At 33.2% G+C, this 14,949-nt stretch carries 12 protein-coding genes and 1 pseudogene; 3 read left to right on the top strand and 10 right to left on the bottom strand.

The window, feature by feature from the left end; genetic code table 11:
- Positions 1 to 238 precede the first annotated feature (238 nt).
- On the bottom strand, positions 239 to 481 hold the full coding sequence (locus tag PT287_RS06860) for a hypothetical protein (RefSeq protein WP_277133712.1): 243 nt from the start codon (positions 479 to 481) through the stop codon (positions 239 to 241).
- A 27-nt stretch (positions 482 to 508) separates the two neighbouring features.
- The gene (locus PT287_RS06855; RefSeq protein WP_277133711.1) at positions 509 to 811 is read right to left on the bottom strand and encodes a hypothetical protein; all 303 of its coding nucleotides are present in this window, start codon (positions 809 to 811) and stop codon (positions 509 to 511) included.
- 239 nt (positions 812 to 1,050) lie between these two features.
- On the opposite strand from PT287_RS06855, the gene PT287_RS06850 reads away from it, so the two are divergent.
- On the top strand, positions 1,051 to 2,730 hold the full coding sequence (locus PT287_RS06850; RefSeq protein ID WP_277133709.1) for an IS1182 family transposase: 1,680 nt from the start codon (positions 1,051 to 1,053) through the stop codon (positions 2,728 to 2,730).
- 779 nt (positions 2,731 to 3,509) lie between these two features.
- Here the strand turns inward: PT287_RS06850 and scrK are convergent.
- The 8 genes and pseudogenes from scrK to PT287_RS06810 form a co-directional block, all read right to left on the bottom strand.
- Positions 3,510 to 4,381: pseudogene (gene scrK, locus PT287_RS06845) on the bottom strand (fructokinase ScrK).
- A gap of 215 nt (positions 4,382 to 4,596) precedes the next feature.
- The gene (locus PT287_RS06840; RefSeq protein ID WP_277133707.1) at positions 4,597 to 5,721 is read right to left on the bottom strand and encodes a glycoside hydrolase family 172 protein; all 1,125 of its coding nucleotides are present in this window, start codon (positions 5,719 to 5,721) and stop codon (positions 4,597 to 4,599) included.
- Positions 5,722 to 5,733: 12 nt separating this feature from the next.
- Positions 5,734 to 6,138, bottom strand: a complete 405-nt coding sequence (locus PT287_RS06835) for a hypothetical protein (RefSeq protein ID WP_277133706.1) — start codon at positions 6,136 to 6,138, stop codon at positions 5,734 to 5,736.
- Positions 6,139 to 6,151: 13 nt separating this feature from the next.
- Positions 6,152 to 6,973, bottom strand: coding sequence for a PTS system mannose/fructose/sorbose family transporter subunit IID (locus tag PT287_RS06830; RefSeq protein WP_277133705.1), 822 nt, complete (start codon positions 6,971 to 6,973; stop codon positions 6,152 to 6,154).
- Between the two features lie 2 nt (positions 6,974 to 6,975).
- On the bottom strand, positions 6,976 to 7,761 hold the full coding sequence (locus PT287_RS06825) for a PTS sugar transporter subunit IIC (RefSeq protein WP_277133704.1): 786 nt from the start codon (positions 7,759 to 7,761) through the stop codon (positions 6,976 to 6,978).
- A gap of 1 nt (position 7,762) precedes the next feature.
- Positions 7,763 to 8,257 carry a PTS sugar transporter subunit IIB gene (locus PT287_RS06820; RefSeq protein ID WP_277133702.1) on the bottom strand — a complete coding sequence of 165 codons (495 nt, stop codon included), beginning with the start codon at positions 8,255 to 8,257 and terminating at the stop codon, positions 7,763 to 7,765.
- A gap of 192 nt (positions 8,258 to 8,449) precedes the next feature.
- Positions 8,450 to 11,200, bottom strand: a complete 2,751-nt coding sequence (locus tag PT287_RS06815) for a sigma 54-interacting transcriptional regulator (RefSeq protein ID WP_277133700.1) — start codon at positions 11,198 to 11,200, stop codon at positions 8,450 to 8,452.
- 263 nt (positions 11,201 to 11,463) lie between these two features.
- Entirely contained in the window at positions 11,464 to 12,843 is a 1,380-nt protein-coding gene (locus tag PT287_RS06810; RefSeq protein WP_277133698.1) for a replication initiation protein, read from the bottom strand.
- A 511-nt stretch (positions 12,844 to 13,354) separates the two neighbouring features.
- On the opposite strand from PT287_RS06810, the gene deoC reads away from it, so the two are divergent.
- Entirely contained in the window at positions 13,355 to 14,062 is a 708-nt protein-coding gene (gene deoC, locus PT287_RS06805; RefSeq protein ID WP_277133696.1) for a deoxyribose-phosphate aldolase, read from the top strand.
- Positions 14,063 to 14,173: 111 nt separating this feature from the next.
- Positions 14,174 to 14,893, top strand: a complete 720-nt coding sequence (locus PT287_RS06800; protein WP_277133694.1) for a GntR family transcriptional regulator — start codon at positions 14,174 to 14,176, stop codon at positions 14,891 to 14,893.
- Positions 14,894 to 14,949: the final 56 nt, after the last annotated feature.

Genomic DNA, 14,949 nt, shown 5'->3' with positions numbered 1-14,949 from the left:
AACACTTTAAGCATTACTGCTTAAAGTGCATCTAATTCATTATTTATCTTCATCAACAGAATTTGACAAAGAGCCATTTAAATTCTAAGCCCCTTTTATCTGATTTGGATTTATCTATGTCCGAATAACCCTCATAAATTATATATTTTGAGAGCCATCCCAATTACCCTCGTTTAAAAAGCTACTGACCTTTTCGACCATTAAGAACACGATTATCGCATAAGCATCAGAAAAGTATTTACTTGAACCATTGTGCTAATTCAGCTGCCTTTATCTTTCCTGATTTCTTCGCATTAGACCAAAAAGTAAAATCATCACTAATAGTAACGAAATAGACAGGTACTTTATGACTTTTATGAACTAATTTTAATGGTAACCATGCTGTAAGCTTACCTTGTCCTTTTACATTTGGCAGCTTAATTTGAATCGCCTTTGCTGTCCACTTCTTAATATCACTTTTTTTAAATCTTACCGTGGCCATGTTTTTTCCTTTTCACATTTAGCATAGTTATATTGTTTCGTTTTCTTGCTTGAATAATTGCAGCAAATCACTAGCCATCATCATTTTTCTGAAAAATTCAGGATAGTTGACGCTCATCTTTTTGTCGAAATCAGCTACCGTTTTGTATTCTGCAGGTACATCTTCAACATATTTAGCAAGCTTTTGGCTAACCGGTCTTTTTTCTAAGTCCGGATCATCTAGATAATAATAGTCAACATAAATTTCTTGCTTGTTGTCCATCAAAATCCAATATGCCCAAAGCACAAAATCACCTTTTTCTGCAATATCATTTGCTAATTCTTTTATCAATTCTTTTGAATTGAATGAATAATTTATTATTTTACCTCTACTATAAGTTATAACTTAGATGGTTTCTGGTATTTTTAAAGAAAAAACTAAAAATTGGCAATCAAGAAGTGTCTGGGAAAAACTCGGCATTAAACAAAAAATCCGTTAGAACTTTTGTGTTCTAACGGATTTTTATATACATTCCAGTCCAGCCCTGATATTATTAATTCATCACAAAAAACAAAAAAGGTGGGCTTTTCATGTATCAAAATTATATCACAGGTCAAACTGCTTTAACACTCAATTTAGACTTTTCTATCCCTAAAAATCATCTTGCCCAGGTTATTAGCGATTTTGTCGATTCTATTCCTGATGATGTGATGTTAGAAACTAAATCAACTACCGGTCGACCTGCTTATCATCCGGCAATGATGCTTAAGATACTGCTTTTTGCTTATTCTAGGCGTGTTTTCTCTGGCAGAAAGATTGAAAGAATGCTGGAAGAAAATCTGCCAATGATGGTCATTGCTGGTGGCAGACATATTTCATACCATACGATCAATAACTTTAGATCCAGTAAACATGCTAATCGGCTGATCAAGCAAGCTTTTGTCTATTTCACTAATCTCTTGCAAGCAGAGGGATTAGTTAGGGAGGACGCTATCTTTATTGATGGCACTAAAATTGAGGCTGATGCCAATAAGTATACTTTTGTTTGGAAAAGAGCCGTTGAAAAGTATCATGCTAAATTAAAGATTAGTGCCATTGAACTCTATGATGAACTAATCCAAAAAGAAGTAATCCAGGCAATCACTGAGGAAGAGGCGCAAACTAGTCAAGGCTTGGCAATGATCGCTGACCAAACAGAAACGGCTATCAAACAATTAGATCAGGCAATCGTAGCTGAACCTAAAGTAATACCTGGAGGTTCAGCTAAAAAGCGTAAAAGACGTGGTCTTAAAAAGGTACTGCATAAATTGCGTAATGACTTTATCCCCAGGGCAGAAAAGTATGAACAAGCAATCAAAATATTTGGTGAGCGGAAGACTGACCATGATGCGACTTTTATGCATATGAAGGAAGATCACATGAAGAATGGCCAGCTCAAACCCGGCTATAATATCCAAGCCGCCACTACGGATCAATATGTAGTAGACTATGCACTTTACCCTAATCCAACTGACTTTAAAACTTTAGCACCCTTCTTAGAGCAGATGACAGTTTTAGATAAATTCAAGAATATTGTCGCTGATGCTGGCTATGGCAGTGAGTACAATTATTCTCTGCTTGAAAATAAGTATGAAGATAAGGATTACTTTATTCCCTACGGTCGATATGAAAAAGAACAAACCAGGAAATATCAAAAGGATCCTACTAAGCTAGTAAATTGGACTTATAACGAACAAGATGATTATTACCTTGACTGGCAAGGTGTGCGTTTCAACTTCAAAAAATACAGTAAACGAAAGAATAAGAGCACAGGTTTAGTTTCTGATCTTAAAATTTACGAGGCAGATGAGTTTCAATTAACAGCTGAATTAACTGAACTAGCTAAAACTAAGAGCGGCCGGCAAAGACAGATCCAATATAATCCCAGCTGGCAATATTTAAAAGAAAAAGCAAAACAAACTCTTCAAAGTGATGAAGGCAGGCGCATCTATGGCTGTAGAAAGTCAGACGTCGAGCCAGTTTTTGGGCATATGAAGAGTGTATTTGGTATGCGCCGCGCACACTTACGAGGCAAGAAAAAGGTTGAAACTGATGTTGGCCTGATGTTCATGATGATGAACTTAAGTAAATATTGGAGCAGAAGCGGGCCAAAAGTAAGACTTTTAGGACTAAAAGGACCAAAAAATAGATCAAGTTTTCCCAACAGGAAATTCTTGGTCTATATTTTTTTGTCTAAGAAGCTAGTTTTTTCCCAGACACTTCTGAGCTAGAAAACAGATTTGTCAAAAAATTGTTTTCAGGAAAAGAGTAAGTGTGTCCTTAGTTTTCTAGCGAAAAAATGTCCGTGAATCATTTTAACTTGCCCAACTGTTTAAGACAAATGAATAAATATTCAACTGTTTTTGTTACATTAATTACTTTAACTAGGCCTGCCTAAATCACATTAGTCATACAGAAGTAATCTTTTAAATATCTTAATACAGCAAAATTTATTTTATATATCAGCTTTTTTATTTTAAGCGCTTAATAATCTAGTTATAATGTAAAAAATAAAATAACATTTTGCTTTTTTTAGTTTGCTAAAATGCTATAATGAATTCGTAGGAAAACTATAATTATCCTTTATATAATTAAATAAATTATTTATATATTAATTTCTATGTTAATTTTCCTTGCATAGAATAATTTCAGCAAAATGTTTTCCTATATCCTAACAAAGTGTCTGGTCAAAATGAATGTCTCAGGCAAAAAAATATAGACCAAGAAATTTCTTATTTGAAAAACTTGATCTATTTTTTTGCCCTTTTAGTCCTTAAAGTACTAGCTTTAACCATCTTCTGCTGGTTCTACGTCTGGTAAAACAAACGACTTAACTTATTTGACTTAGATTTCGTCCTGGATTAAGCTAAAAGTCAGACTTTAAAAGTTTGAAATTATTATTACACAATTCGGAACGTTTCCGTAACTATGAGAAAGGCCTGCGCTATATTAGCGCAAGGGCTTTTCTTTACTATTAATTATTGATTTCTGCTACATTAAAAGCTAATAGTTATTCCTTCAATAATCTCTTTGCTAAAGCAAAATCACCCACGGTAGCTGAACCATTATCTTGGATTTCCGGTAGAGTAATATATTGTTCAAGTGCAGGAACATGAACATAATTGTTCAATATTTTAGCAAAATCACGGCGCACCTTTTGTAAAAATTCTTCACTAGTTACACCACCGCCAAAAACAATTTTATCCGGTCGCAAAATTAATGTAACTTGCACAGCTGCTTGTGCCACATAATAGCTCATGATGTCCCAAGTCGAATCAGATAAAGGTACTTCCTTACCAGGTTTATTTAAGCGAGCTTCAAATGTTGGCCCTGAAACTAAACCCTCAAGACATCTTCGTGAAATGGACAAACACCAGTAAAATTGAGGTCATCTGGGTGTCTCTTGAGTAAAACATGTCCCATTTCCGGATGTCCTTGAGCACCAACAAGCTTGCCATCAATAATGGCACCACCACCTACACCAGTACCAATCGTGTAATAAACTAGGCTGTCAATGTTTTCATTACTTAACAATGACATCACATATTCTCCATAGGCCGAGCCATTAACATCAGTTGTAAAGAACATCGGTACATTAATTTTAGACTTTAAATAGCCAACAAAATCTGTATTTTGCCAACCTGCTTTTGGTGTATCGGTAATAAACCCGTAGTTAGGCGCTGTTGCGCGTACTTCAATTGGACCAAACGAAGCAATTCCAATTGCGTCAACAGCAAATTTTTTAAAATAATCCGCCGTTTTTCTTAGTGTTTCTTCAGGCGTGGTTGTAGGAATGGTAATTTTATCTTTAATCTGATAATTCTCATTACCAATCGCACACACAAATTTCGTTCCCCCAGCTTCAATTGACCCTAAAATCATTTGCTTAACTCCTTTTCATTATTTATAATATTTTACTTTTCTATATTAATTTATTTAAAAAAATAAAAGGTCCATATAAATTGAACATATCAATTTATACAAACCTTTCATCTACAACAAAAATTTCTTTATTGAGCCATAAAAATTAAGGTATTTAATTCCGTGTTCCCAATCTGGTAAGATCTGAATTTCATTATCAATAAATTCAATTAATTTTATCTTGGTAAGCGTTCTCTTCTAGATAAGAATTTATGAAAACTACTATGAGGTTCAGTTTGATACCAATATGCAACCGTTGAAACATCATCTGAGCGTTCAAACAGTCCAATATCATCATTACCAATATCTTGAAAGGTTACTTTTAAACTTTCACTAAAGGCAATTGGATCTGGCAAATGCCAACGATACAGTCCATGCTGTGGTAACCCGTCATTCCCACAAGCATGAACTGAATTTGGATCAGGCTTACCAGCACTAAACACATCTCTTGTATGATCTTGCGTTGAGTGGAAAGGATAGCCTTGATATGGAGTTGAATAAGTTATAGTAGTTGGTAAATGCCCATATTCCTGCTGTTGAAAAGCCCATGCACCTCCAAAATAATCTTCAGCTCCTGTAGAAGTTACTGTAGGATATTGTTCATCACTGTCGATAAAGAATTTAAATTCACCTTCCCCCCACCAATAACGTTCTAAAGCACAAAGAGCCATATAGGTTCCAACATAATAACCTTTTCCTTTAATTCCATCAATTAAAGTGTAATCTTGTCCCTTTTTAACTGGATTTTCGCGATTCCAAAAGGCATGAAAGTAAAGCAAATTTTCTTCTGTGGCATCTTTTTCAACGTAATTTACCGTATAGAAAAAGTGCTTAATAAATGCTGGATGTTCATTAGTAATTGTAATTCTTGCATGCTTATTAAACGGCATTTTAAAGTAACAATTCATACCACCAATTGGATTAACAACAATCGGAATTGAGTTTACTTGGCAGCGTGTAGCAAAACCATTACAAAAGAAATCACCCAAAGGAACTTCCACAGAAGGTTCTTTTTCATCATCCCAGTACATACGTAACACTAAGTCACGCAAAACAAAGCTTCCTTTAGTGGTTTTATCAGTCACAGTAAACCACATATGTCTAATTTCTCCTGGCCCTTTAATATCAGCTAAAGTCACTGTTTCCCCTTGATTTAAGGATATATCAGCTGAACCTTTTCTACTCGGCCCTAATTTTCCAGCTGACATCGCTGCTTTACCAGGTACTCCAGTTTTATTTTCAGCCGAAATAGTTCGACTTTTTTCATTTTTAAAATGTAAAACATCGTCTAATGTACTCATTTTTATTCCTATCTATTCATCATCCTGGTTGTCAGTTTCTGAAATTTTTTCTACTTGTAGTAACTGCTTCCGAGCTTCATCAATCATTTGCTCTAAGTTGATTGGCAAATTATTTTTAGCAGCCAGAGCTAGTTCTAAGGCAAAAGGTAAATTTATACCTGTAATTACATGAATATTATCAGCTATAAACTGACTGACAATTTGATTAACACTACCAAAACTCAAATCTGTTAATAAATAAAACTCATCTGTTGTATTTAACTGCTTCGCAATGCTTTCTTTTAATTCTGGTGTTTCTTCATTATTCATATATGCGCAAATTGAAGTAACAATATTATCATTTCCAGTTAATCCAGCAAGAGTTTCTTGATAACCTTTTGCCAATGTGTAATGAGTAATAACGATTATTTTTTTCATATTAAGTCCTATCTTACTTTAAGAAGCCAAATGCTGCACCAAACATTGCTATTACAATAAATAATAAAATTACCCAAGTCATACTCATCTTTTTTGACTTTAAAAGTTTATAAGCAACCCATACTAAAATAGCAGGAATTAATTCTGGCATAATCTTATCAAGCATTGGTTGGATTGGCATTGATACTTTACCAAATTGAAATTTTAACGGTGAAGTAACCGAAATAACTGAACCAATTAAAGAACCTACGACTGTAATTCCTAATACAGAGGCTGCTTCCGTTAGATAATTTATTTTATCACCATATTCCACTAACACTTTAGAACCTTGACGATATCCAAATTCAAAACAGTGCATCCGTAGGAAGAAAATAATTGCAATCAAAATACCCCAAAGTATAATTCCAAACGGATTACCCTCTAGTGCCATATATGCAGCAATTGAACCCATAATAGTTGGGATCATTGTCATTAAGAGAGAATCACCAATCCCGGCCAAAGGTCCCATTGTACCAACTTTAAAATCGTTGATAGCATTTTTAGCAGCTAAGCCTTGTTTTTCTTCCATTGCGACACAAGCGCCTAAAACAATTGCGGCAAGCCAAGGTTGTGTATTGTAATACTGGAAATGATTGTCCAAGGCTTCAACATAATCATCATCATTTTTATATATCTTACGTAAAATTGGTGACAATGCATAAGCTACAGATGCACCCTGCTGAGTTTCATAATTAAAAGTTTCAACACTCATTAACCAACGATAATTTGCTTTATGAAGATCTTTTTTTGTAACTATTGGACCATATGTTTGACTATCTTTTTGTTTTTTAAACATTATTATTCATCTTCTCCAATTCCAGCTGCAGTTTCACTACTTGTAGATACTCTTTGCCCCTCTTTTTCTGCTTGCTTATATGCAGCAAATGCAGCGGCAAACCCAATAATAGCCGCACCAATGATAGGCACTTTCAAAAAGGCAGTTAGGAAAAACCCAATTAATAAATAATTTACTAACTTGCCAGTCGGCATATAATTAAGCAGCATTGCAATACCAACTGCTGGTAACATTTCACCTGCAATTGTTAACCCAGTCATGAACCATTTTGGCATATTCTGCAAAATGAAATTAACTGCTGATTGACCCAAAGTAACAGAAATAAATACAGGGATAGCAGCGGATAGACCAAATAACAACGGCCCTAACCAAGTAACTGCACTCATTTTCTTAAATTCACGTGCGTCAGCATAGCTTTTAGCTTTTTTAGCAACAAAACCATTCAAAATTTTAACAACAACATCTAGCTGAACACCCAGCATACCAACAGGTAGCCCAATAGCTAAGCCAGCACTTTTGCCCATTGATGCACCAAAAGCAGTAGCAATAATTGCAGTTGTACCATAATCAGGAACCGATGAACCACCAAAGCCGGCAACTCCTAACGACATTAGCTGTACAGTCCCACCAACTAATAAACCTGTTTTTACATCTCCCATGACAAAACCAGTAAATAATCCCCAAAATACAGGATAATTTACAAACAACATCGGAATACCATAGTAATCAACATGTTTTAAAAACGCTAAAAGTGTTAATAAAATAATTTGTAAAATTGTAAAATGCATTTTAAATTTCGCCTTGACCTTCTAAAAATTTCTTCGTTATTTCAACTTCTTTATCAGCTGGAACATACTGTGAAACTAATCTCACATCAGCATCTATTAAAGCTTTGTAATCTTCCACTTCTTCTGAATTTGCAAATGCACGTTTGGAAATCTGAATACCATTTTCTCTAGCAGTAGTTCCACCAATTATTAATTTGTCAATAGAAACCCCAGCTTTAACTAAATCCAAAAAGATCTTTGGCTCTTTTGCTAAAATTAACAATTTTTCTGGATCATATTTTCCACTCTTAAAGTTAGTCAAGGCTTTTTCTTCTGTAATAATAGAAATTGCATTTCCAGCTGGTCTCGCCATTTTCATAGTAGCCTTACTTACTGGGTTATTAGCCGTTTCATCATCAATTACCATCACTCTATTAGAACCAGATTGTGGTGCCCATTGCGTCACAATAATTCCATGTAACAATCTATTATCAATTCTTGCCAATACAATACTCATAATAAGATTTCCTTTCAAAAAATTACTAATTATTATCTCACTAGCTATACAGCAATAATCGTGCCAACTTTGTGTCAAAAAAAGCAATAGCTTGTTGCTATTGCTTTTTTTGATATTTTTTCTTTATCTAAGTTAGACTAATTTTATCTTTTTGACAGAAAATTCTTTTTTAGTGCCTTTTCTGTCAACTTTTTATTCATCATCAGAAAAAATATTTTCTTCTGTGTTAAAAATCAGCTCATAGATGTACTTAATTTCTGTCAATGGAATTTTGATATTGTATATCTTCTCTAATTGACTTAATGAAATACGAATATATTCAACTTGTCTTTTACTGTTCTCATCTTCCTTAAAGTTTATTGGATTATTGTTCAACGATTGATTACGAATAATTCTTTCAATCATACAACTAACATGTACATAAAGCGCCATAACCGTCTGATTAGATAATCTGATTTCCATATAGCTATTAAGCTTTTTAATACAGAAATCTATGTTCTTAATTACAGCTTTAGTATCCAAAATCGTTAAAGAATTAATTACACGTTCTATAGTAAAATTTCGTAGAATCGAATCATTAAAATCATACAATTCTTTCTTACTTAAAATTTTCTTTAACGCACTTTCAAGTAAAGTGATTTTTGAACCATTGACCAATTGATCAATAGAAATATATGGTACATTAGTGTATTTAGGATTGGCAGTACCAATAATTGTCAAAATATTATATTTCTGTTTAAGTGTATCCTCTTGATCTTCTGCTGTTAGTAAATCATATGAATATGCTTTAACAGTAACATTTCTTTTAGCTGGTAAACTTTCAACTATCATATTCTTAATTTTACTAGCTGTACCAACACCTGTAGTACAACAAACAATAATCACATTTTCTTTGATCATTGTTGGATAAATAATACGATAATCATTATGAATTGTATTATTCATCTTTTTAACTATTTTTTGCAGTGGTTCTTGCTTTTTGATAGATTCCGCTACAAACAAGGCTAACTGAGTAGAAACATTGTTGAAAATCACAATTGGGAAACTAACATCTGCTTTTATTAATTCAGGAATTTTTTCTAGCGAGCCCATATCTGCCATTAAGATCAGTCCAGTTGTTACTCCACGGACGTGAATATAATTTGCCACTTTGTTGGCAATATTTGTTGGCGTAATATCAATCGGCATATCAAACGAATCAAGTAACGGTTTACCTACTATTTTATTTACCGTATCAGCAATACTACTTGCTGTCGAATATCCATGAGCTAAAAGAATACAATGAACCAAATTAGTGGCTTTTTTTCTTTGTGCACCGCTCAAATAAATTGTTAAAAATAATTTGTCTACTTCATCAGTATACAAATTCAAACTATTGTTAACGACACTTATAATAGTTTCTACAACAGGCTCAGTATAAGTAACTTCAACCATTTCATTTATTATTTTGTCAGCTAGTTTTCCTTCTTCAATTGAAAGCTGCCAATGATTCTCTTGTCGAAAATAAAAGTAATATGCAATTGCAACGATAAGATTACCATTGAAATCATTCTTTAAATCATCCTGAAGGTATCCTACTTCTTGATTGAGGCGCTGTTTAATTAAGTCCAAAGGTAATTCGCCAACATTCAAAGCTTTTCTTTTAAAAATCAAATAATCACATAAGTTATTTACTGTTTCAATAGCTTTTACTTTAAAACTTTCAAATGATTCATCTTGATACAGAGTAAAGATCTTTATAATTGCCTTTTTTATGTAGTCTAATCTTTGATTAACATCAAAAAAATCACTAATATCATTTTCAGGTGTAACGACTATATTGTTGCTACTTCTGGTCGCTCTTTGATCAACTTTATTTATACTTGATACTAAAATATCTTGTGGTAAATCAGTTAATTTAACCTTAATTTCTTGATTTGAAACATCGTTTTTGTTGCTTAATGCACTGGCAACAGATAATAAAACATCATTTTTTAACTGTCCAACATTATTATCATAGCTAGTATTATTTAAGGTTATAAAAACTTGATTGCTAATTTGGATATTTTTCTTGATTTTTTTGGCATGTTCAAGATAAAAATAAATAATAAGTGACCGAATTTCACTAGCAGTTCTATTTCTAAGTGCTGGCATTGTAATTTGAACTGGTATTCTTCGCATAAATGTTGCTAAAAAACAACTTTTAACGTCTTCTGTTGTCGCACAAATTAAGCGAACGTTAACAGATTTACTTTTTCCTGCATCCCCAAGCGCAGAAATTGTACCCGTATCAAGATAAGAAAATAATTTTTCCTGTCCTTTAGGGTCAAGTCTATGAACCTCATCCAAAAAAAGCATCCCATTGTTTGCTTTATCAAACAGTCCATCATGTGCTTCTTCGGCGCCCGTAAAAGCTCCTTTTACATACCCAAAAAGCGTGCTAGTTAACAATTCAGGATTATCAGCATATTCAGCACAATTAAAACTAACAAATCTTCCTTTGGAAGAAATAACCCCCTCTTCCCGACAATATTCAAAGAATTTTTCTGCTAAATAGCTTTTTCCTGTTCCTGTTGGTCCATTTATTAAAATTGGTAAGCGTCCAGGATAAGAAGCAGCAGCTCTTAACTTTTTAATTGGTCCAGATAAAGATTGAGCATGACCAATCACCTTTTCAAATACATCAAACTCTTTTTGGGTCTCTTTAAATGCAGCTAAGTCTTTATATTCATTAGATAATTTGACTTTAGCATTTTTTTGGGCAGTTTCTTTATCTATAAAGACTACTGGTCTCGTGTCAATTTTTATCACTTTATTTTCATTAACTAACTGATTTAGATAATAACTAACTGTATTCCGTTTGACACTTAATTTTTCTGCAATATTTTCTGTCGAAATATGTTTATCCGCTGATTGATTATTTTGCTTTATCAATAAAAGTATTTTTTCTTTTGTATTCTTCATAAGTTTAACTTTCTAATTATAACTGTACATTTTTTCGAGCAAATATATGTTTCCCTACAACATTAACTAAGCGAACTTATGCTTCAGCATAAGTTTTCATAATTTTATTAAAAATAATCGACTAAATTTATTTAACTTAGAATATGTCTTGAATTAAGCCACGGACAACTTTTAAAAGTTAAAAATTATTATTACACGGTTTGGAAAGCTGCCATAACTATGGGAAAGGCCTTGCGCTTCACTAGCACAAGGCCTTCTTCGTTCTACTGCTTATTATCATCCCAAAATTCTTCTTTATCTTCCAACAGTCTATGATCTATTTTTCTTCTTTTTCTGCCAAATTGTTGTTTAACAGCTTCTTTACAAATTGCTTTTAAACGAGCTTCTGATAGATCTTTTTGTCCCAAATTATTAAAATCTAAAATTTCAGAAGTTAAGGTTCCATCATTATTATTTATTTTTTCGGCATTCTCTGGCTTTTTTTGAACAGATTTAATCTTCATCATTAATAGTCGATATTCCATAATAGTTAAATCTTCAATATCGCCTGTATAAAGTAAACCATTTTCATTCATATCCTCGTAAAGTTCAATTAGGGTTCTTAACTCAGTTGCTTTATAATGCTTGATTGCTTCCAAACTTCCTCTAACAAAAACTGATCTTTTTTCTCTGTTTTCATCTTCCGGTTCTAAAAAGTAAGTCGTTGGATGATGCCTCTTATAATTTTTTTCAGTAGTTCCCAAGCGTTGGCCACGTAAGCGATCAATTGCTCTAAATTTCTGCTTAGTAGACAAATAATTGCTAGACCTTATTGAATATAAGGCCCAAGTTTTTTGGATTTCAACATTAGCGTAAATTTCTCTTTGACTATTTTTTTCAGGCCTCCAAGAGAATGTATATCCACCTAGTTTCCTTCCCCGCACGCCTTTAAGATAATTTTTAGTTATCTTAAAGTCAAAAAAGACCGATGCCATTTCTTCGGACACAACATCCAGCACTTTTTGCTGTATATTCCCTGGCTTATAGCTTTTAGGGATAGATAGAGCTTCCTTAAATTCTTCTATTCCATAAGTTCTATGTCCGACAACTCGATACTGCTTTAAGTTTACAAATAATCTTTTGGAATAAACCGAGTGAATGTCAACATATTTATAAAGCGAAAATCTGGTCCAGTTAGATATATCATTAAACAAGTATTCGAATTCTGGAGATACTTGAATTTCAACACTAAGGTCATCATGATAAACCGTCGCTGTTCTAAACAAGTTAACAACAGTTGTAGATTCACGACCAGTTTGAATGTTTTTTCTTGTTATCTTTTGCTTGATGCTTAATAGTCTTTCAAATCCTTTAGTTAACTTATTAAGCCAGTATTTATTAGTCACATGTTTCTGATAATTAAGGACATCTTTAATCTGAGAACTATCAAATTTCACAATATGGTTATGTTCTTGATATAATTGTGCAACGCTTAGAAAAAATAAATTACTTTCAAGTTCTGGAAGTTTATTTACTTCTCTCATAATTTCTGACTGTGCTATTTCGTTGTTAAATTTTACGGCAGGCATTAAGTTTTGTTTTTCACCAGTTTCAAAATCACTATCAGAAATCATTTCACTTTTAACAGTTTCATCTTTTGCCATTGTTTCACCCACACTTCTTATAGAGAATATACCACCCAGCATTCATTAAAGCAACCTCACTTTTCTAGAGGTTTTTATTAAATTCAAAATTAGTTTTTTTCCACTCTTTGGGAGATTAAAAATCCTACTATAACTTTGATTAAAGCCTTTTCCAAAATAACTTTATAGGCAATACTAACACAATTTTTTGAACTAAAATTATTCATTAATTATCAAAATAAACTTTTTAAAAAAGTTTCAATAAAAATCACTCGAAAATTGCAATTTGTGAATAGTATTAAGTTAACATTTCTTGTTTAAGCTAATAAGAGTTAAGAAATCATGTGATGTCAAAAGAACTTTCACTAGCTTCATCTCCATTTGGTAATTACATATTATTTTTTACAATGTCATTATATAGAATCGCTATCTTTAAGTCAATATCTATTTTTATAAGCATTTAATTTATTGTTGACCTTTTTGATTTTAGTTATTATAATTTATTATGTAAATACATAAAGGAGAAATAATTATGAAATATACAATTGATGACTTTGCCCGCTTAATTGACCATACGAATTTACATCCGTATGCAACTCAAGAAGATATGAAGAAACTCTGTGACGAAGCAAAAAAGTATCATTTTAAGATGGTGGCAATTAATCAAGTTCAATCAGAATATTGCGCTAAGCAACTTGCGGGAACAGACATTGATACTGGAGCAGCAATTAGTTTCCCTTTAGGACAAACAACTGTGGCTTCAAAAGTTTTTGATACTAAAAATGCAATCGAAAATGGTGCTAACGAAATTGATTATGTAGTAAATTTAACCAAAGTACGTGACCATGATTGGGACTACATTGAAGACGAAATGAAGCAAATTGTTGCTGCATGCCATGAAAAGAATATTCCGTGCAAAGTAATCTTTGAAACCTGCTTTCTTACCAAAGATGAAATTAAGCAATTAGCTCTAATTGCTAAAAAAGTGGAACCTGACTTTGTTAAGACTTCGACCGGCTTTGGAACTGCTGGTGCTAAAGTTGAAGATGTTAAGTTAATGAAGGAAAATGTTGACCCTAATGTCAAAGTTAAGGCAGCTGGTGGTATTCGCAACATCGATGACTTTTTAGCAATGATTGCCGCAGGTGCACAGCGAATTGGGACTAGCTCTGGCGTGGAAATCATTGAGACGTTGAAGAAACGTTTTGAAGATGACAACATTACTTCGCTAGATATTTAGAATAAAAATTTTAAGATAAAAAAATCAATGCAAAATACCAACTGGAATTGGTAAGCATTGATTTTTTTGTGTTATAGTAACTTGTAATTACATAAAAAAGGTGGCAATAGTGTGACAAAAGCAGGACAACCTAAATATAAATTAATTGAAGACGATCTACTAAAGAAAATACAAACTGGTGTCTACAAACAAAACACACTGATTCCTAGAGAAGTAGAACTTGCCGAAAACTATCATGTCAGTCGGCCGACCGTGCGGCAAGCAATTTCTCAGCTAGTCAACAAAGGCTATTTAGAGCGCCGGCGCAAGCGCGGAACGATCGTTAGACAAGCAAAAATCGAGCAGGAATTTACGCATGTAATTGAAAGTTACAGCACAGAAATGAATACAAAAGGTATTTACCCTAAGACAAACCTGCTTTACTTTCAAGTCCAACAAGCTAACTCTGAAGTAAGTGAGAACTTAAAAATTCCGTTGAATGCACCAGTTTTTAAGCTGACACGATTACGTTATGCTGATCAGAAGCCAATCGTTTTAGTTACTACTTATGTTCCAGAAGAAAGAGTGCCTGAGCTAATTAACTACAACTTCGTTAAGGATTCTCTTTACAGCACTTTGGAAAAATACCACTTAAAAGTAACGCACGTTATTAGAAAGTTGGAAGTTCTAGAAGCTGATGAAACTACGGCCAATCTACTTAATATTCCAAATAACAAGCCAATCTTTTATTTTCACACTCAAGGACTTACTAGTGACGAAAAGCCAATTGAATATTCAATTGCCAAGTATCGCGGCGATCTTAATTCATTCATCATTGATGTTCGTAGATAAGCTGGACTCAGCTAAAAGGATTTATGCTCAGCTTCTCTGGTTCTCATTGCCTACTT

The sequence above is a fragment of the Lactobacillus sp. ESL0679 genome (genome assembly GCF_029433515.1).
Taxonomy (GTDB): domain Bacteria; phylum Bacillota; class Bacilli; order Lactobacillales; family Lactobacillaceae; genus Lactobacillus.
This window is presented reverse-complemented; position numbering and strand designations above follow the sequence as displayed.